Source organism: Mycobacterium gordonae (assembly GCF_002101675.1).
GTDB classification, from domain to species: domain Bacteria; phylum Actinomycetota; class Actinomycetes; order Mycobacteriales; family Mycobacteriaceae; genus Mycobacterium; species Mycobacterium gordonae.
In genome coordinates, this window is record NZ_LQOY01000108.1 from 11,697 (window position 1) to 28,151 (window position 16,455).

The 16,455-nt window shown below is 66.8% G+C and carries 19 protein-coding genes; 7 read left to right on the forward strand and 12 right to left on the reverse strand.

What is annotated here, in order from left to right; translation table 11 throughout:
- Position 1 precedes the first annotated feature (1 nt).
- The 5 genes from AWC08_RS17615 to AWC08_RS17635 are packed head-to-tail and all read right to left on the reverse strand — an operon-like array spanning position 2 to position 3,982.
- A complete protein-coding gene (locus tag AWC08_RS17615) occupies positions 2–859 on the reverse strand; it encodes an alpha/beta fold hydrolase (protein ID WP_036392409.1) in 858 nt (285 codons plus the stop codon).
- Positions 856–1,476 (reverse strand): TetR/AcrR family transcriptional regulator, encoded by a 621-nt coding sequence (locus AWC08_RS17620; protein ID WP_036392412.1) that lies wholly within the window; start codon positions 1,474–1,476, stop codon positions 856–858. Before AWC08_RS17620 ends, AWC08_RS17615 begins: the two co-directional genes overlap by 4 nt.
- Positions 1,473–2,540, reverse strand: coding sequence for an NAD(P)H-dependent amine dehydrogenase family protein (locus AWC08_RS17625; RefSeq protein WP_069435016.1), 1,068 nt, complete (start codon positions 2,538–2,540; stop codon positions 1,473–1,475). The genes AWC08_RS17620 and AWC08_RS17625 overlap by 4 nt, the downstream gene beginning before the upstream one ends.
- Positions 2,537–3,106 (reverse strand): hypothetical protein, encoded by a 570-nt coding sequence (locus AWC08_RS17630; RefSeq protein WP_065136975.1) that lies wholly within the window; start codon positions 3,104–3,106, stop codon positions 2,537–2,539. The genes AWC08_RS17625 and AWC08_RS17630 overlap by 4 nt, the downstream gene beginning before the upstream one ends.
- Before the next feature lie 12 nt (positions 3,107–3,118).
- Positions 3,119–3,982, reverse strand: coding sequence for an SDR family NAD(P)-dependent oxidoreductase (locus AWC08_RS17635; RefSeq protein ID WP_069435015.1), 864 nt, complete (start codon positions 3,980–3,982; stop codon positions 3,119–3,121).
- A 144-nt stretch (positions 3,983–4,126) separates the two neighbouring features.
- Between AWC08_RS17635 and AWC08_RS17640 the strand changes: the two genes are divergently transcribed.
- The 4 genes from AWC08_RS17640 (at position 4,127) to AWC08_RS17655 (ending at position 6,174) form a co-directional block, all read left to right on the forward strand.
- Positions 4,127–4,630 carry a YkgB family protein gene (locus tag AWC08_RS17640; RefSeq protein WP_069435013.1) on the forward strand — a complete coding sequence of 168 codons (504 nt, stop codon included), beginning with the start codon at positions 4,127–4,129 and terminating at the stop codon, positions 4,628–4,630.
- Positions 4,631–4,768: 138 nt separating this feature from the next.
- Positions 4,769–5,389: an RNA polymerase sigma factor gene (locus AWC08_RS17645; RefSeq protein WP_036392419.1), complete on the forward strand. Its 621-nt coding sequence runs from the start codon at positions 4,769–4,771 to the stop codon at positions 5,387–5,389.
- On the forward strand, positions 5,386–5,637 hold the full coding sequence (locus AWC08_RS17650; protein ID WP_232008085.1) for an anti-sigma factor family protein: 252 nt from the start codon (positions 5,386–5,388) through the stop codon (positions 5,635–5,637). Before AWC08_RS17645 ends, AWC08_RS17650 begins: the two co-directional genes overlap by 4 nt.
- A gap of 57 nt (positions 5,638–5,694) precedes the next feature.
- Positions 5,695–6,174, forward strand: a complete 480-nt coding sequence (locus tag AWC08_RS17655; protein ID WP_036392424.1) for a VOC family protein — start codon at positions 5,695–5,697, stop codon at positions 6,172–6,174.
- Here AWC08_RS17655 and AWC08_RS17660 read toward each other — a convergent pair.
- The gene (locus AWC08_RS17660) at positions 6,164–6,763 is read right to left on the reverse strand and encodes a TetR/AcrR family transcriptional regulator (protein ID WP_244906509.1); all 600 of its coding nucleotides are present in this window, start codon (positions 6,761–6,763) and stop codon (positions 6,164–6,166) included. The genes AWC08_RS17655 and AWC08_RS17660 overlap by 11 nt on opposite strands.
- Positions 6,763–7,893: a PPE family protein gene (locus AWC08_RS17665; RefSeq protein ID WP_036392427.1), complete on the reverse strand. Its 1,131-nt coding sequence runs from the start codon at positions 7,891–7,893 to the stop codon at positions 6,763–6,765. The genes AWC08_RS17660 and AWC08_RS17665 overlap by 1 nt, the downstream gene beginning before the upstream one ends.
- A 180-nt stretch (positions 7,894–8,073) precedes the next feature.
- Here AWC08_RS17665 and AWC08_RS17670 point away from each other — a divergent pair, with 180 nt between their 5' ends.
- Both AWC08_RS17670 and AWC08_RS17675 read left to right on the forward strand, forming a co-directional pair.
- Positions 8,074–8,985, forward strand: coding sequence for an alpha/beta fold hydrolase (locus AWC08_RS17670; protein ID WP_036392430.1), 912 nt, complete (start codon positions 8,074–8,076; stop codon positions 8,983–8,985).
- A 17-nt stretch (positions 8,986–9,002) separates the two neighbouring features.
- Positions 9,003–10,226, forward strand: a complete 1,224-nt coding sequence (locus tag AWC08_RS17675) for a WS/DGAT domain-containing protein (protein ID WP_085088027.1) — start codon at positions 9,003–9,005, stop codon at positions 10,224–10,226.
- 1 nt (position 10,227) lies between these two features.
- Here the strand turns inward: AWC08_RS17675 and AWC08_RS17680 are convergent, their stop codons facing one another.
- The 3 genes from AWC08_RS17680 to AWC08_RS17690 are packed head-to-tail and all read right to left on the reverse strand — an operon-like array spanning position 10,228 to position 13,382.
- Positions 10,228–10,869, reverse strand: coding sequence for a hypothetical protein (locus AWC08_RS17680; RefSeq protein ID WP_051493499.1), 642 nt, complete (start codon positions 10,867–10,869; stop codon positions 10,228–10,230).
- Complete coding sequence (locus AWC08_RS17685; RefSeq protein ID WP_232008084.1) at positions 10,866–11,720, reverse strand: lysoplasmalogenase; 855 nt, start codon at positions 11,718–11,720, stop codon at positions 10,866–10,868. Before AWC08_RS17685 ends, AWC08_RS17680 begins: the two co-directional genes overlap by 4 nt.
- A gap of 12 nt (positions 11,721–11,732) precedes the next feature.
- Positions 11,733–13,382, reverse strand: coding sequence for a pyruvate, phosphate dikinase (locus AWC08_RS17690; protein WP_167544970.1), 1,650 nt, complete (start codon positions 13,380–13,382; stop codon positions 11,733–11,735).
- A 100-nt stretch (positions 13,383–13,482) separates the two neighbouring features.
- Between AWC08_RS17690 and AWC08_RS17695 the strand changes: the two genes are divergently transcribed.
- The gene (locus AWC08_RS17695; protein ID WP_065136968.1) at positions 13,483–13,992 is read left to right on the forward strand and encodes a DoxX family protein; all 510 of its coding nucleotides are present in this window, start codon (positions 13,483–13,485) and stop codon (positions 13,990–13,992) included.
- A gap of 187 nt (positions 13,993–14,179) precedes the next feature.
- Here the strand turns inward: AWC08_RS17695 and AWC08_RS17700 are convergent, their stop codons facing one another.
- Together AWC08_RS17700 and AWC08_RS17705 are read right to left on the reverse strand one after the other, a co-directional pair.
- On the reverse strand, positions 14,180–15,532 hold the full coding sequence (locus tag AWC08_RS17700) for a flavin monoamine oxidase family protein (RefSeq protein ID WP_069433659.1): 1,353 nt from the start codon (positions 15,530–15,532) through the stop codon (positions 14,180–14,182).
- 625 nt (positions 15,533–16,157) lie between these two features.
- Positions 16,158–16,379, reverse strand: a complete 222-nt coding sequence (locus AWC08_RS17705) for a hypothetical protein (RefSeq protein WP_069433656.1) — start codon at positions 16,377–16,379, stop codon at positions 16,158–16,160.
- Between the last annotated feature and the right edge of the window lie 76 nt (positions 16,380–16,455).

The window sequence follows — 16,455 nt, forward strand, 5'->3', positions numbered from 1 at the left end:
GCTAGGCCCGTTCGACGAACGCCACCACCGCGTCGCTGAACGCGTCATTGTCATCCCCCGCGGCGGTGTGTCCGGCGTTGGAGAGTTCGACGAACTCGGCGCGCGGCACCTGCGTCAGGAAGTGTTCCACCCCTTCGAGACTGACGACATCGGACAGCTTGCCGCGGATGAGCAGCACGGGAATCGCGAGGTTGGTGGCGGCCTCCTCGAAGGCCTCGGTACGCAGTTCCGGGTCGTCTCCGGGCTTGGTCATGAACGCCGGATCCCAATGCCAGTACCAGCGTCCGTCCCGCAGCCGCAGGTTCTTCTTGAGGCCCTCGGGGCTGCGCGGCTTGGTCCGATGCGGCAGGTAGGCGGCCACCGCCTCGGCGGCGTCCTCCAGCGAGTCGAAGCCGTCGATGTTGGTCATCATGAACTCGCGGATGCGGGCGCTGCCGTTCTTCTCGAACCGGGGTACCACGTCGACGAGCACCAACTTGGTCACCTTCTCCGGACCGGCCCGGTCGGCGACCAGGATGCCGGTCAGCCCGCCCATGCTGGCGCCGATGATCACCACGGGCCGGCCGATCGTGTCGAGCACCTGCATGACGTCGGCGGTCAGCGTCTCCACGTCGTAGTCGGCGTCCGGCGCGCGGTCGCTGTCGCCGTGCCCGCGGGTGTCGAGCGCGATGACGTGATATCCGTCGTCGCCCAGGATCTGCCCGGTGTTCTTCCAGGAGAACCGATTCTGCCCGCCGCCGTGCAGCATCAGGATGGTGGGCCGCTCGCCCGGCGCACCGCGGTTCCACTCGTCGGCGACCAGCGTGATGCCGTCCACCCCAGCGAACTGCACGGTCTCCGCGTTACTCGTCATGGTCATGAATCTCCTTGGGTTGAGGCCAGATACGCGGTGATGACTTCGGCGAGCATCTCGCGGTCCCGGGTGCTGTCCAGCGGTTTGGGCCAGGTCAGTTGCACGGCCACCAGGCCGCGGATGGTGGCCCAGATGAGGTTTCCCAGCCGTTTGGCCTGGGCCGGTGCGATGCCGGCGCCCAGGTGTTCGCCGATCTCGGTCATTCGGGCCGTCATGGCGGCCAGGTGGGCATTGGCCTTGGCGGTACGGGCGCTTCGGGTGGCGATCAGTATCTCCAGCGCCGCCATCGACGTCGGGCTGGAGAATGCGCGCCACACCGCGTCCACGACGAAGGTCGGCCGGTCGTGCGGCGGGACCTGTGCGGCAAGTGCCGGCAAGCGGTCGAGAGTTTCCAGCAGATCGGCAAAACCCTTGTCCAGCACCGCCATCAGGATGCCGTTCAGATCGCCGAAATGGTATTGCACGACGCCCCAGGTCAATCCGGCGCGTTCGGTGATCTGGCGCACGCTGGGTGGCGCGAAACCCTCTTTGAGGATGTAGCGGACGGCTTCGTCGATGACGGCCTGCCGGCTGCGTTCGGCGCGGGCCTGTCCGCCGCCGGGAGGTCTGCGTGGGCCCGTCAACGCATCACGCCGCGCAGGTGATCCAGTGGACGAAGGTCGTGGGCCGCCAATATGCCGCTGGGAGCGCGACATACCGCGTCGATCAGGTTGACCACGCGCGCCGCGGTGGCGATCACCCCGCCCTCGTTGTGGTCGATCTCGCCGCCCAGATGGGTGTTGATCTCCACGCCTGGGCTGCCGGTCACGACCACGCGGTGCACACCGGCGCGGCCGTCCGGGGGATAGGCCCACTCGGGTGCGGTGTGCGGGCCGAGTCGGTTGACGTGCTCCATGGTGATGACGACTTCGCCGTCGCGCAGGCCTTCGACACCGAACCGCACCGCGGCGACCTGCCCTGGCTCGACGTGCATCATGGTGCAGTCGATCGGTTCGGGTGTCACCCACTTCTCGCACCGCTCCCGCACCTCGTCGAGTTCGACGCCCAGGTCATGTGCCAGACTGCGCACCTGCACACCCCACATCGACGTCAGCACCCCGGGCAGAAACATGACCGGCGTGTGATCGGGGGGAGTCCCGAAACCGAAACTGACACCAGTGAATTCGGCGTCGTCGTAGCTGGCGTAGTCGCAGATCTCCTGCACCGTGATGCTGGTCGCCCGCTCGGTCAGGCTCAGCGCGGTATAGGCCAGCGTGTCACCGGAATAGCCCGGGTCGACGCCGTTGATGTAGAGCGTCGCGTCGCCGTCAGCGCAGGCCTGCTCCAAGGGTTCACGCAGCCAGTCGCCGGCCTGCTCAGGCGCCACCATCCAGACGAACGACGAGCCGACCACATTGGTGCCGGCCCGCAGAAAGCGGCTGATCTCACCGATGGCCTCTTTGGGCCGGGTCTCGGCCTGCGAGGTGTAGACGACGCAGTCGGCGTTCAATGCCAGCAGAGCCTCGACGTCGTCGGTAGCCAAGATGCCCGTTGGCGTCTCGAGCCCGCACAACTCGGCGGCGTCACGTCCCACCTTGCTCGGGCTGGATGCGTGCACACCCGCCAGCTCGAAGTCGGGCCGCTCGATGAGCATGCGCAGCGCATGCCGGCCGACGTTCCCCGTGGAGTACTGGATGACGCGTGTCATGACAGCACCGGTGGCACCGGCCACAGCGGCGCGCTCATCGCGGACCACGAGCCGTAGTGGCCCGGCTGCCGGCCGGCCCGGATGGCGTCCATCCGGGCGTCTAACTCCGGGGAGTTCCTGCCGTCGCGCAGGATGTCGAACATAGCGGCGGTGGCCATCTGCACGTCGAAGATGTCGCGTTGCCACGACCAGCTGCGGCGGCCGCTGTACTGGAACCAGCTGCCACCCAGGCCCTGGATCTCATAGGGTGCACCGCTGGGCGAAGTGAAGGTCGAGATCTGCCGCCACAGGCCGAACGCCTGGCCGGACCTGTCGTCGAAAAGCATTGCCTGGTAGGGGTATATCCAGCCCTGAAAGCCCAACATCTCAGTGCCTAGCGCCAGGTCGCGAATCTCGTCGCGGCCGTTGGCCATGAAGTGGTCGGTCGGTGAGTAGGACCATCCGTAGGTGGCGTCGGGCTCATAGAAGTCGGCCATCACGCCCCAGTCGCCGCAGTCCTGGGCTTGGCGGTTCACGTCCAGCCAGTCGCTCCAGAACCCGTCGAACTCCGCACGGTCATAGGTCACAGCCGCTCCTCCTCACATCAGGTCGGTGATGGTCTTCAGGCCCGCGTCATAGAGCACGCCCGGCAGCATGCCGCCGTCGATCTCGATGGTGGTGCCGTTGATGAAATCGACTGTGCCCGAGGCTAAGAAGACGACGGTGCGGCCCACTTCGGCGGGCTCACCGCCACGCTTCATCGGGACCTTCGCGAAGTACTCGCTGCCCGTCGGGTCGTCCTTGGGCAGCACGAAGGCCCGGAAGTTCTCCGTGATCGTCGGTCCCAGCGCCACGCAATTGACCCGGACCTTCGGCCCCCACTCCTGGGCCAGCGAACGGGTCAGGTGGTTGAGCCCGGACTTGGCCGCGCCGTATGACACCAGCGTGGGAGCGCCCGCGGGATGCCCGGCGCCGCTGGAGATGTTGACGATGCAGCCGGTGCCGTCCTGGGTCTTCATCTGCCGGTAGACGCGGATGGCGAACCACAAGGGGCTGATCAGGTTCATCTGTATCGCGAAGGCGTGGAACAACGCGGTGCGCTCGAAGTCGTCGGCACTGCGCGGCGCCCCCTGCAGGCGCTGCACCAGTTCGGGGATCTCCTCGGCGTGCGGTGCCGGCACCGTGCCGCCGGCGTTGTTGACCAGGATGTCGATGCGGCCGTACTCGTCCACAACCCCGGTGACGAACCGGTCAACGGCAGTGTAATCGCCTTGGTCGCAGACCATTTGGGCGGAGCGGCGGGCCCACTCCGGCTCCGCGTCGGCCCCGGGCAGCGCGTCGAGCCGGGAGCGGGAGCAGCCGATCACGGTGGCGCCGGCCCGCAGCAGTTCGTGCGCGATGCCCACGCCGACACCGCGGCTGGTTCCGGTGACGACGGCGACTTTGCCGTCCAACAACCCCACCCACGGATGATTACACTTGTAATCTTTTCGGGCAAGTGGCGCGCGCAGCCACGGCAGAAAAAAGTTTGGCCGATTGTGTAACGCCTTCAGGTCCGTGCGGCACCAATCACTGACACGTTCGGACATACCTGAAGGGATCGCATCATGTCATTACCGGAATATGTTTCCAGCCGGCAGTTGTCGCGGTGGGACGCGCGGCTGACCACGCTCACCGATCTGGCGGCACGGTATTCACTGGTGTTGGTGATCGCCTGGATCGGCGCACTGAAGTTCACCAGCTATGAAGCGCACGGCATTGAACCGCTTGTCGCTCACAGTCCCCTGATGAGCTGGGTGTACGACGTACTCCCGGTGACCGCCTTCTCGACTGTCCTCGGCGTGGTGGAACTTTCCTTGGCCGCGTTGCTCGCGATCAAGCCGTGGTATCCGGGACTGTCGGTGCTGGGCAGCATTGGTGCGGTCGGGATGTTCATCACCACACTGTCTTTCATGTTGAGCACGCCGGGCGTGGCGGCCGACGAGGCGGGCGGCTTTCCAGTTCTCTCGAGCACTGGGCAATTCCTGATCAAAGACGTCGCACTGCTCGCCCTCTCGGTGTGGACACTGCGCGATAGCCTGTCCGCCTGGAAGGCCGCGACCGAGTCGTGATCGCCGGCAACGGTGCAGGGACTTCAACTCGTCGAAGTCCCTGCACCGCAATATGTCTGGTATGCGGCCAAAGACACCGGTACCCGCAGTCTCACGGACCGGGTCGCTGTCCGCGCCCACCGATGACATCATGACCAGATGTCGAACGACGCCGAGACGCTGTTGGTCAGGCTGCGCGGCGGGGACGCCGGTGCTTTCGCCGAACTGGTTGACCAGCACGGCCCCTCGATGCTGCGAGTGGTTCGCGACTACGTTGCGACTCGGGAGCAGGCCGAGGACGTGGTGCAGGAGACATGGGTTGCGGTATTGCGTGGTATCGATCGATTCGAGGGCCGATCATCCTTGCGGACATGGATTTTCAGCATCCTGATCAATATCGCCAAGCGGCAGGGGATGGCAGAACGCCGGTACGCCGCCACCGCGGCGCGGGTGGCCACCGGCGGCACCGTTGACCCCACACGTTTCCGAGACTTCGGCGATGCGTTGCCTGGGCACTGGAAAGAACCGCCCGCGCCGTTTCCCGATACACCGGAGGGCTCCCTGCTCAGTCACGAACTGCTGAATGTTGCCAACACCGGCCTCGCCCGCCTGCCCGAGCGCCAACGTGAGGTGGTCAGATTACGTGACGTGCTTGGTTTCAGCGCCGAGGAGGTCAGCTCGATGCTGGAGATCAGCGCGGGTAACCAACGCGTATTGCTGCACCGCGGCAGAGCCGCGGTGCGTCAGGAGCTCGAAGACTATCTTGGAGCGCGACCATGACTCCAGAGACAATGGACTGCAACGAACTCGTCGAACTGGTTACCGAGTATCTCGAGCACGCGCTCGATCCCGCTGTCAGGGCGCGCTTCGAGGCGCATCTGAGCGAATGCGACGGCTGTGAGAATTACGTCGAGCAGTTCCGGACCACCATCCAGACGTTGGGCCGGGTCACCGCGGACCGGCTGGATCCCGACTTCCGCCAGCGTCTGCTGGATACGTTCCGCGGGTGGCAACCGGACCAGCGATGAGTTCTCGGCGAAGCGGGAGTCAATCTGTCCAAAGACCCCGACAGCCAGGAGACAGTCATGCCGGCGATCACACCCTCACTGTGGTTCGACAACAACCTGGAGGAGGCGGCCGAGTACTACACCTCGGTTTTCCCGAATTCGAAGATCGAGCAGTTGAACCGGACCACCGAGGCTGGCCCGGGCGAACCGGGCACGGTGCTCAGCGGCTCGTTCGTCCTGGACGGCACCCGGTTCATCGGCATCAACGGCGGTCCCGCGTTCACCTTCAGCGAGGCCGTGTCCTTCACCGTCCATTGCAAAGATCAGGGCGAGGTCGACTACTACTGGCAGCGGCTGAGCGACGGTGGTGAGGAGTCGCAATGTGGTTGGCTCAAGGACCGTTTCGGGTTGAGCTGGCAGATCGTGCCGGACCGGCTCTATGAGTTGATCTCCGACCCCGATCCCGCGCGGGCCACCGCCGCGACGAAGGCCATGCTCGAGATGCGCAAGATCGTCGTCGCGGAACTGGAGCAGGCAGTCGCAGCGGTCACTGCGTGATCTGGTCGATCCATTCGATGGTGGCTTCAATGATGGGTGGCACCTCGGCGGGATCGTCGCAGCCGATGACCATCAGAGTCGACTCTGCGACCGTCGCGATGAGCACCCGGGCCATCAGCTGCCGGCGCGGCGAGGTGTCCAGTTCCAGCACTTCCATCCAGTTGTGCAGTACCGACGCCAGGCGCTTGCGGCGGGTGATCTCGAAGCCGGGCGGCGTGTCTCCGGACGACAGAACCCGAGCCGCGTGGCGGTTCTCCCACATGCCGGTGAGGTAGGCCCGCACGTGCAGCTGGAAGATGCGCCGACGGTCGGCGGCGACGGTGCCCAGTCCACCGACCGCCGCCTGGATGCGTCGATCGACGGCGTCGGCCATCTGCTCGAAGATCGCCATGAACAGCTCGCTCTTGCCGCCGAAGTGGTGGTAGATGCTGCCGATGCTGGCCCCGGAGCCTGCGACCACTTCGGCGATTGTCGCCGCGGTGTAGCCCTTGGTGGCGAATACCTGGGTCGCGGCGTCGAGGATGCGGCGCTGCGTGGCGTCGGTCTTGGCCCAGCGACGGGCCCGAGCCGTTGAAGTCATGTCTGTCATCAGCCGACGGCCTCCGGAAGGATTCGCAGGGTGGGGAGTTCGAGTCGGGATTCCGACGTCGTCGTCAGGGAGCGAGCGGACATCTGGGTCAGGGGCAGCCCGCCCAGCAGGCCTTCCGGGCGGACGCTGTCCAGGGCGCGGACCGCGGCGCCGGCGGAGCCACCCTGGAGCGTGGTGGTTTCGCTGAGCGCAGGCGCCGCAGACGCCCAGGCGCGCGGCACGGACAGGGCTCCGACGCCGGCCGCCTTGCCAAGACCGGCTTCCACCGCCCCGGCCAGCGATGCCGAATTCACCGCACCGGTCAGGGCCGGCGCCACCGACGAGGCGATCTGGCTGCCGACAGCGGCTGCCGCGGGGAACAGTCCCTTCAGCGTCGACATCATCGACATCCCCAGGCCCGCCAGTGCGGTGGTGGCGAAAAACGGGGTGCCGAAGATGCTCATCACGGTCTGCAGATCGCTGACCCAGTCGGGCAGCCCGGCCCACCCGATGCCGCCCAGCAGGTTGGGGATGGCGCTCATCAGTTGGGACAGCGCGTTGACGATCTCGGAAGTCACCGAGCCCACGCCGGCCTGCGCGACCGCCTGTGAGGCCAGCCCGGCCGGGTTCACCGGCTGCGGTGGCGCGGTGAAGGGGGTGAGCGTGCTGGCGGCCGTCGAGGCGGCGGCGTAGGTGTACATGGCGGTCGCGTCCTGCGCCCACATCTCGCCGTATTGAGCTTCGGTCGCCGCGATGGCCGGGGTGTTCTGGCCGATGAAATTGGTGGCGGTCAGTGTCGCGAGCTGAGCGCGGTTGGCGGCGACCAGCGCCGGTGGAACGGTCATCACATAGGCGGCTTCGTAGGCCGCGACGGCCGCCCGGGCCTGCTCGGCGGTTTGAGCGGCCTGCCCGGCGGTGGCGTTGAGCCACCCGGTGTACGGCACGGCGGCGGCGGCCATGGTCGTGGCGGCCAGACCCAGCCACGGCCCCCCAATCAAGTCGGTGATCACCGCGTCGAACGAAGCGGCCGTGGATTCGAGATCGGCGGCCAGCTGCTCCCAGGCCGTCGCGGCGGCCAACATGGAGCCGGCACCCGGCCCGGTGTACATACGAACGGAGTTGATCTCCGGTGGTAAGGCGGCGAACGTCATCGTTGCTGCTCCTCCCTCTGCGCCCTGCACTAAGACTCCCGTGGTGACGGGCTGCAGTCTGTCGACCGAGCGGCTACAACGGGGGAGGAAATCGGTGTCCCCCGATCGACGGGCTTCTTGTCCCCCGTGTAGCCGGTTACGTTGGACGGTGCGGGCTGTACACGGCGAACAGGAGTCGAGTTGTCTGAACCACGGTGGATCGACGTCAAGGGCCCCAACGGAGACCTCAAGGCCCTGACCTGGGGGCCCGCCGACGGCCCGATTGCCTTGTGCCTGCATGGTTTTCCGGACACCGCCTACGGCTGGCGCAAGTTCGCGCCGCGGCTGGCCGAGGCCGGCTGGCGCGTAGTGGCGCCGTTCATGCGCGGGTACGCGCCGTCCTCGATCCCGGTGGACGGCAGCTACCACGTCGGCGCCCTGATGCATGACGCGTTACGGGTGCGCACCGCGGCGGGCGGCTCTGAGCGTGACGTGGTGATCGGTCATGACTGGGGGGCGATCGCTGCCACCGGGCTGGCCGCGATGCCCGATAGCCCGTTCGAAAAGGCGGTGATCATGTCGGTGCCACCGTCGGGCGCGTTCCGTCCGGTGGGCCGGTTGCCAGAGCGCGGCCGGCTGGCCGCTGAGCTGTCGCGTCAGTTGCTGCGCAGTTGGTACGTCAGCTACTTCCAGTTGCCGTTGCTGCCGGAACGGTCTGCCTCGTGGGTGGTGCCGTTGCTGTGGCGGCGATGGTCGCCGGGCTATCGCGCCGAGGAGGACCTGCGTCATGTCGACGCCGCGATAGGGACGCCGGAAAGCTGGCGGGCGGCGCTGGGTTATTACCGTGCGACGATCCGCAACACCCGGCCACCGGCGCAGTATGCGGAGCTGCACCGGTACTGGACCCAGCCGCCCAAGCTACCCACCCTGTACCTGCACGGTCGCGACGACGGCTGCATGACACCGGCTTTCGCGCACTGGGTGGAACCCATTCTGCCGCCCGGCAGCGACGTGTCCATCGTGTCGCACGCCGGTCACTTTCTGCAGCTCGAGCAGCCCGACCGGGTTGCCGAGATGGTCCTGGCGTTCATCGGCTCCCCCGGTTCCGCTTAGTGGCGCCTGGGCAGCGGATGGCCGCCGTCGACGCGCAGTTCTACTGGATGTCGGCGAAGATTCCCAACGACGAGTTCCTGCTCTACGCATTCGGCGGGGAACCCACCGACCTCGACGGGGCGGCGGCGCAGGTGTTGCGCCGTGCCCGGGCTGGCCGCGAGTTGGGACTGGTCGTCGAGGACGGCAGCCCGCTGACCTATCCGCGGTGGGTGCCGGCCCCCGTCGAAGCCGGGCGGGTCGTGCGGCACGATCTTGTCGACGACGGCTGGACGGGTTGCCTGGACGCCGTTGCCGAGTTGGCCGGTAGCCAGCTGAATATCCGCGAAAAACCCTGGCAAGTACATGTTTTCGCGCCGGTACACGGCATCCCGGGTGTCCGGGACGGGTGTGTCGTCGTCGTGCTGCAGATCGCGCACGCGTTCGCCGACGGCGCTCGGGCGTCGGCCATCGCGGCCTGGCTGTTCGGCCGAGAAGGGCCCGTGCCGGCCGTGCGGCCGCGGGCGGGATTGCTTCCGTGCCGCGGTGTGGTCGCGGCCCGAGCCCACCGCCGTTTCGTCCGCGACACCGAGGACGGGGTGTTGGCCCCGGGACTGGGATCGCGGCCGCTGCTGGCCACCAACTCCCAGCCCGCGGGGGCCCGGGTGATGCGCACACTGGTCCGACGGCGTGGTCAACTGAGCGGACCGACGGTCACGGTGGCGGCGTTGTGTGCTATCTCCACCGCGCTCTCGGATCTGCTTGGCCCTGCTGCCGCATCAGCGGCGGCCGAGGTACCCATGGCCAAGCCCGGTGCGCCGCTGGGCTTCAACCATTTCGGCAACGTCGTCGTGGGGCTTTACCCGGAACTCGGCCACGACGAGCGGGTGCGCCGGATAGCCGCCGACCTGGCCAATGGCCGGCGCCGCTTCGAGCATCCGGCGACCCGCGCCTCTGATGAGGCTTTCGCCGCCGTGCCGGCCGTGCTGTTGCGTTGGGGGGTAAGCCAATTCGATGCCGAGGTGCGCCCGGAGCAGGTATCCGGCAACACCGTGGTGTCCAGCGTGCACCGCGGGGCCGCCGATCTGCACTTCGGTGGTGTCCCGGTGGTGCTGACGGCGGGCTATCCGGGTCTATCCCCGGTGATGGGTCTGACGCACGGAGTCCACGGCATCGGTGACACGGTCGCGATCAGCGTGCATGCGGCGGAGTCGGCGGTGCCGGATGTGGACGGATATCTGCGGCTACTGGACGCGGCCCTGTGAGTTATTGCGCGTCACCGGATCTGGCCGCCTGCTCCCGGGTCAGCCCGGCGGCCAGGATCAGTTCTTCGTGCAGCTCGAACCACACGGTGTGATAAGAGTCGATGAGTGGCCTTGTCAGCCAGGCAATTTCGCCGGCCTTCACTTTATCCAGCGCCGTGGCCAGTTTCGCCGGGTAACCGTGCAGGCGCGGCAGTTGCGAGGTGACCGCCGCGATGACCGGCGCCACCCGCCGGTGCACGTCGTCGAGGCGGGCCAGCACCCCGGCGTCGTATTCGGGGTCCCCGTGATCGTTGGGCTGGCCTTCCCTGAGTTGCCAGTCCGTGACCAGCGCCTTGAAATCGGTGTTGACTGACCGGAATTCGCGGTATGCGGCGTCCATCGCCGCGGAATCGACACCCCGGCGTTCGGCGGCCAGCAACTCGGCGAGGCGGGCGCGCCCGTCGGGGCTGATGCGCAGGGTGGGGCCATCGATCAGCAGACCCGCTTCGGTGAGCTCGTTCACAGTCACCGCGATATCGGTGTGGGACGCGGCAAGTGTTGCAGCCAGATCGGCCGTACTCAGCCTCCCTTTCAGCCGGACGGCCTGTAGCACCTCGAGTTGCTTGTTCGGTGAGCCCGTCTGATCCTGTCTCGCATCGTTCATTGCACCGCACCGTCCTCCCTGATCCCTGCGGGTCCGTAGGCCGGCGCCGCGACCTGCGCGCCGGCGTTTTCGCACGCCGGTAGCAGCGCAAACAACACTTGCCCGCCGAAATAGAGGATCCAATTGGCGGCATAAAATTCGAAAACTGGCACAGCCGGATTCTGGTCAGGTGCGAGCCATGTGTGAAATAGGTACAGATCTGAGATCGGCAACAGAGCTCCGCCCACCATTACCGGTAGCGCAGGTAAGCTCAGCCGGCGGCCCCAGAAATACCAGACACATAAACCAATCAACAAGGAATATATGGTGAGGTTGAATATGAAACTACCCACCTCGAGAAACCGGTTGCCCGCTACGCTCGGCCGCACGTAGGACGCCCAACCCGCCATGTTTACCAGCGCGGTGACAGCGACCACCACCCAGCGCAATCGGTAGCCTATCCCGCCTCTCTCCCTCAATACCGGCAGTGCAAAGTGGTAGAGGGCAAAGACGTAGAGGCTGTACCCGGCGCCGAAGAGGAAGATGGCGAAAAACAATTTTCGGGTAATGGGTTCGACGCCGGATATTGCACTGTTGATCACATCGCCGGCTGTGCAGAACACCATGCCCGCGATCAACAGCCGCGTATATCTGGCAACACGCGGGGCAAGGTGCTTCTGATATGCCAACCGCACACCGAGGACAACAAGCATCAGGGCTATGTGCCACAGGTGGTAGATAGTCGTCGGCGGGCGTGAGATGTGACCCATCCACAGCACCTCGGCAATGACGCTCAAGGCCAACGTGCTCAGCAGCAAGGTGGTGTACGTCGCTGTCGCCGCCGGCTGTCCCGAATTCTCATGCGCCGACACGTAATTCAACTCCTAGGTCGGTGGAGGCGTCGTCGGTGCATCGTTGCCGCCTGTTATCCGAAGTGCGATGAGCATGGTAATGAGCGGCGCCGTCGCCAACACGTCGGTTTGCCCGGCCGCCATGGCCGCGCGTACCCCGGCTTCGGATTCATCCTCCAGCCGCGGATGGCCGCCGCTTGCGTGCGCCCGCAGCGGGCTCACCCGCAGCGCGATTTCGGCCAGCTCGCGAAGCTCGGGCGTGTCGTCTTCCGACCACGCCGTCAGGCCCAGAATCCCTTCGCGCACTTCGCCCGCGTACCCGTCCACAGTGATCTGACGGCCGGCCAGCGATGCGGCGACACCAAGGCCGCAGCCCACCACGGCCACCCGGCCGAGTTCGCGGCTCACGACGGCCGCGTGGCTGGCTGGGCCGCCCACTTCGGTGACGATGCCCTGCGCGGCCAGCATGCCCAGCACGTCTTCGGGCCGGGTGTGGTCACGGACCAGAATCACCGGCTCACCCCGGTCGGCGGCATCGAGCGCTTCATCCACGTCGGTGTACGCGGTGCCCGTCACCACACCGGGGCAGGCCGGCAGGCCTTTGGCCAGAAGTCTTGCGCTTAACCGGGTTTCGGGTTGCAGCGACGGCTGCAGCACGGCCTCGACGTCGCTGGGGGTGACCCGGCGCAGAGTTTCGACGTCGTCGATCAGCCCTTCGTGGCGCAATTGCAGTGCCAGGCGCGCCGCGGCTTGTGCGGACCGTTCAGCGGCGCGGGTCTGCAGCAGCCACAGTTTGCCGTCTTCGACGGTGAATTCGATCTCCTGAACGTCGGAATTGAGTCGCTCCAGACTGCGGGCGGCGTCCATCAACTCATCGAATACCGCGGGTTGCTCGTCGCGCAGTGCGGTGATCGGTTCGACGTCGACCAGGCCGGACACCACGTCGTCGCCCTGACCGCCGGGCAACCACTCACCAAAAGGTTCGTTGGCTCCGGTGATCGGGTTGCGTGAGGACAGCACGCCGGCGCCGGATTTCGCCGCCTGGTTGCCGAACACCATCGCCTGCACCACGACGGCGGTGCCTTGGCGCTCGTCGCGGTTGTAGTGGTCGCGGTAGGCGAGCGCGCGCGGGGAGTTCCAGGAGGCGAACACCGCCTCGATGCCCGCCCGCAGCTGCGTCTGCGGATCGTCGGGCGGTTCGGAATCGCCGGCCACAATGCGCCGGTACATGCTGGTGAACCGGCGGCGGGTGTCGCGGGCGAACTCGGCGGAGCCCTGCTCGGCCAGGGCCCGTTCGACGTCGTCGTTCATGCCCAAGTCCAGGATCGTGTCCATCATGCCGGGCATCGATTGCGTCGCCCCCGAGCGCACGCTGACCAGCAGCGGGTGTGGCCCCCGTCCAAATGTGCGCGAGGTTTGTTCTTCCAGCCAGCTCATCCGGTCAAGCACATCGGACCAGATCGCGTCGATGGTGGGCCCGGGTTCGGTGAGATAACGCAGGCCGACCTCGGTGGTGATGCAGAACGCGGGGGGAACCGGCAGGTTGTGCCGGCGCATGGTGTCGATGCCGTGGCCCTTGTTGCCGAGGATCTCGCGCGGGTGACGTGAACGGCCGTCCAGCACCACCACGGCGTTTTCCAGCCTGCCCGTGGGGGAGTGCCGGCCGTGCGCGACACCAGCCAAGATGCACCCCCTCGTCGTTGCCGGAACGCCCGCAATGGTCCCATATCGATGATCGGGCTCGGCTGTTCGCCGCTGTTGCTTACCCGTTAGTTTTGAACGTATGACTCCCTATGACGTCGCGTTGCTGATTCTGCGATTGGTGCTGGGTCTGACCCTGGCCGCGCATGGCTTGAACAAATTCTTCGGCGGCGGGCGGATACCGGGCACCGCGCGCTGGTTCGAGAGCATCGGGATGAAGCCGGGCAAGTTCCACGCCACCGTCGCCGCAACGACCGAGACAGCGGCCGGGCTGGGTCTGGCGGCCGGTTTGCTGACGCCGATCCCGGCGGCGGGTTTCGTCTCGCTGATGCTGGTCGCGGCCTGGACCGTGCACCGGGCCAACGGCTTCTTCATCGTCAAGGAGGGCTGGGAGTACAACCTGGTGCTGGCGGTCACCGCCGTGGTGATCGCCACGCTGGGCGCCGGCAGGCTCAGCCTGGATCACCTGATCTTCGGCAAGAACTGGTTCGACGGCTGGCAGGGTCTGGCCATCTCGGTGGGCCTGGGCCTGGCCGGGGCGATCGGGCAGTTGCTGATCTTCTACCGGCCGCCGGCCAAGCAGGCCGGGTAGCCGGCCGAGTCAGGCCGCCTCGGCGTTGCCGTCCTGGGCAGGCGGCTGAGGTGGGGGTGCGCCGGCCTGGGCCGAGCGCGCGCGTGTTGCCAGTGACACGCCGCGGTGGCTGGCATTGTGGGGTCGCTCGCGCGGCGTCGGGGGTGCGCCGGCCTGGGCCCAGCGCCATCCCGCGGACCGGGGTCGGTTAGGTCTGCGCCGCAACCACTTCGGCCGCGGCGCGCTCGCCGGAGCGGATCGCGCCGTCGATCCAGCCGCACATGACCGCTGAGCTTTCGGTTCCCGCCCAGTGCACCCGGCCGCAGGGTGCGCGCAGGGCGCGGCCGTACTCGGTGAGGACGCCGGTTGGCGTGTGGCTGATCATGCCCCCGCCGGAATAGCGCTCGAGAGTCCAGTTCTGCTCGTGGTATTCCACTGGTGCACTGGCCTTTTGTCCGAACCTGCTGACGAGTTCACCGATGATGAGTGCTTTGCGTTCGGACTCGCCGAGGTCGGTCAGCCGACGGGCCGCCGGTCCCTCGGTGATCGCGCACATGATCCCCGGATTTCCGGTGTCGGTGCACGCGTCGATGGTGAGCGTCGCCGGCGTTCCGGGTGCGGCGGACTGGCCGGACAGTCCGTCCGCGCGCCAGAACGGCTCGTCATATATGACGGATGTCTTGATGACGGCGCCGCTGGGCATGCGCTGATGGAGAAACGCCCGGTCCACCGGAAGCGCGGGTTCGTAGACGATCGAACTGGCGATGGCCATCGGGATCGCCACGATGGCCCGGTGTGCCCGCACGGCAAAGCCATCCGACTGCACGGTGACTCCGTCGACGTCCTGAATGATTGTCCGAACCGGCCGCGACAAGTGCAGCGCGTCGCCCAGCTGAGCCACCATCGGGCGATAGATGGCGCCCATTCCGCCGACCGGCCTTGCGTCCTGCGCGCCGCCCTTGCCCGAGATGACGAACGTCGGGCCACCACCCGAGGACATCTGCAGCAACATCCACAACAACGACACTTCCGATGCCGTCGAGGTGTAGGTGCCGCCCAATGCCATGTCCAGCATCTCGCGGGCCGGCTGGGACAACACGTTGCGCTCCAGCCAGTCGCCGACACTCATCCGGTCCCATTCGGCGGCCTCCTCCGCCTCCCAGGGCGCCTCGCGCGGGATCGTCTTGCACATCTGCTCGACGCTCATCAGGCCTATGCCCAGATTGGCGACGGCCCATGGGCTCATCGACCACGGCAGCTTTCCGCCGTAGCGGCGCTTCTTGCCGTCGACGATCATCATGGCGTCGCCGTCGTTGTGTTGCTTGTATTCCGGCACCCCGAACTCCTGCATCAGCGCGTAGATCCGGTCCTGCCCCGGTCCGATCCACGCACCGCCGCGGTCGATCCACACCCCGTCGTCGCGGGTCACAGTGAACGTGCGCCCGCCCACCCGCTCCCGGGCCTCCAGCAGAGCCACCGAGTGCCCGGCCTGCTTCAAGCGCAGTGCGGCCGTCAGCCCCGCGAAGCCCGCTCCGACGACGCAATAGTCGACATCCGCCATGTTCACTCCTCAGTGACCCGTCACCCCAGCAGCAAACTACACCGATCAACGCCGTGCCGATATGGGTTTCGGGAACAGTTGACGTCTGCGTAAGCGGGTTGTGTTGGTGCGGAGAAAGTTTGACTTGGCCGGGCCGGTTGATGCTTTCGTGTCGCTGATAGCCGGGCAATGCGGGGCCCGTCAGTCACGGTGAAAAATATTGGCGGCGGCTCGATTTGGGGCCTGGTGTAGTCACATTCGCCACTCCGGTCGCTGGGACGGGGGGCTGTCTTTGCGCCCGCCTCGTAGCGACACGTGCCGCGAGCTCGCCGGTTGTCGCTCTGAGGCGGGCAAGCAGAGCCCCGCCTGGATAACGGATGCCGGTTCTGTATGTGACTGACCTGCCGGGCCGAAGTGCTCAGCGGGAAATGCCTTGCAGGCGAACGCTTATCGTATATGCCGGGCGATATGTCCGGCGCGCACGCGTGCGAGGGCCGTCACCGATCCCGGCGTCGGCGAGCCCGGGGAACCGCGCTCATATTGGTCTGTTTCAGCGGGTTTCGCGCACAACGGATGCGCATCGGCTATCTGTTCAGCGGCGTCGAGGGCCGCCCGTCCGGCGAAACGACCAGCCGCCGGCGACCGCCTACGCCGGCCCGCCGTACTGCCACACCAGGCTGTGGCTGCCGGTCATGGTCGGGTTGCACCACATCGTCTTGCCGTCGGCATCCTGGGTGGTGGCGTGCAGCACGGTGCAGGAATCACCCGGCGATGGTGCCTGCGCCTGCGCCGGACCGCTGCCGACGACGAATGCGATTACCGGGGCGGTCGCCGCGGCCGCCCATCTCAGGTATCGAGGTCTCCACATGCGCGCACTCCCTTCGCCACCTGGAGCTCACGGTATCGGCCGCCGCAGCGGCTGACAAAGGATTCGGTGCGCCGGG

Coding starts and splice junctions, on each gene's coding strand:
- AWC08_RS17625 (WP_069435016.1), bottom strand. CDS start 2,540: ATGACACGCGTCATCCAGTACTCCACGGGGAACGTCGGCCGGCATGCG.
- AWC08_RS17655 (WP_036392424.1), top strand. CDS start 5,695: ATGCCGGCGATCACACCCTCACTGTGGTTCGACAACAACCTGGAGGAG.
- AWC08_RS17675 (WP_085088027.1), top strand. CDS start 9,003: ATGGCCGCCGTCGACGCGCAGTTCTACTGGATGTCGGCGAAGATTCCC.
- AWC08_RS17615 (WP_036392409.1), bottom strand. CDS start 859: ATGACCATGACGAGTAACGCGGAGACCGTGCAGTTCGCTGGGGTGGAC.
- AWC08_RS17680 (WP_051493499.1), bottom strand. CDS start 10,869: ATGAACGATGCGAGACAGGATCAGACGGGCTCACCGAACAAGCAACTC.
- AWC08_RS17645 (WP_036392419.1), top strand. CDS start 4,769: ATGTCGAACGACGCCGAGACGCTGTTGGTCAGGCTGCGCGGCGGGGAC.
- AWC08_RS17660 (WP_244906509.1), bottom strand. CDS start 6,763: ATGACAGACATGACTTCAACGGCTCGGGCCCGTCGCTGGGCCAAGACC.
- AWC08_RS17650 (WP_232008085.1), top strand. CDS start 5,386: ATGACTCCAGAGACAATGGACTGCAACGAACTCGTCGAACTGGTTACC.
- AWC08_RS17700 (WP_069433659.1), bottom strand. CDS start 15,532: ATGGCGGATGTCGACTATTGCGTCGTCGGAGCGGGCTTCGCGGGGCTG.
- AWC08_RS17665 (WP_036392427.1), bottom strand. CDS start 7,893: ATGACGTTCGCCGCCTTACCACCGGAGATCAACTCCGTTCGTATGTAC.
- AWC08_RS17695 (WP_065136968.1), top strand. CDS start 13,483: ATGACTCCCTATGACGTCGCGTTGCTGATTCTGCGATTGGTGCTGGGT.
- AWC08_RS17640 (WP_069435013.1), top strand. CDS start 4,127: ATGTCATTACCGGAATATGTTTCCAGCCGGCAGTTGTCGCGGTGGGAC.
- AWC08_RS17705 (WP_069433656.1), bottom strand. CDS start 16,379: ATGTGGAGACCTCGATACCTGAGATGGGCGGCCGCGGCGACCGCCCCG.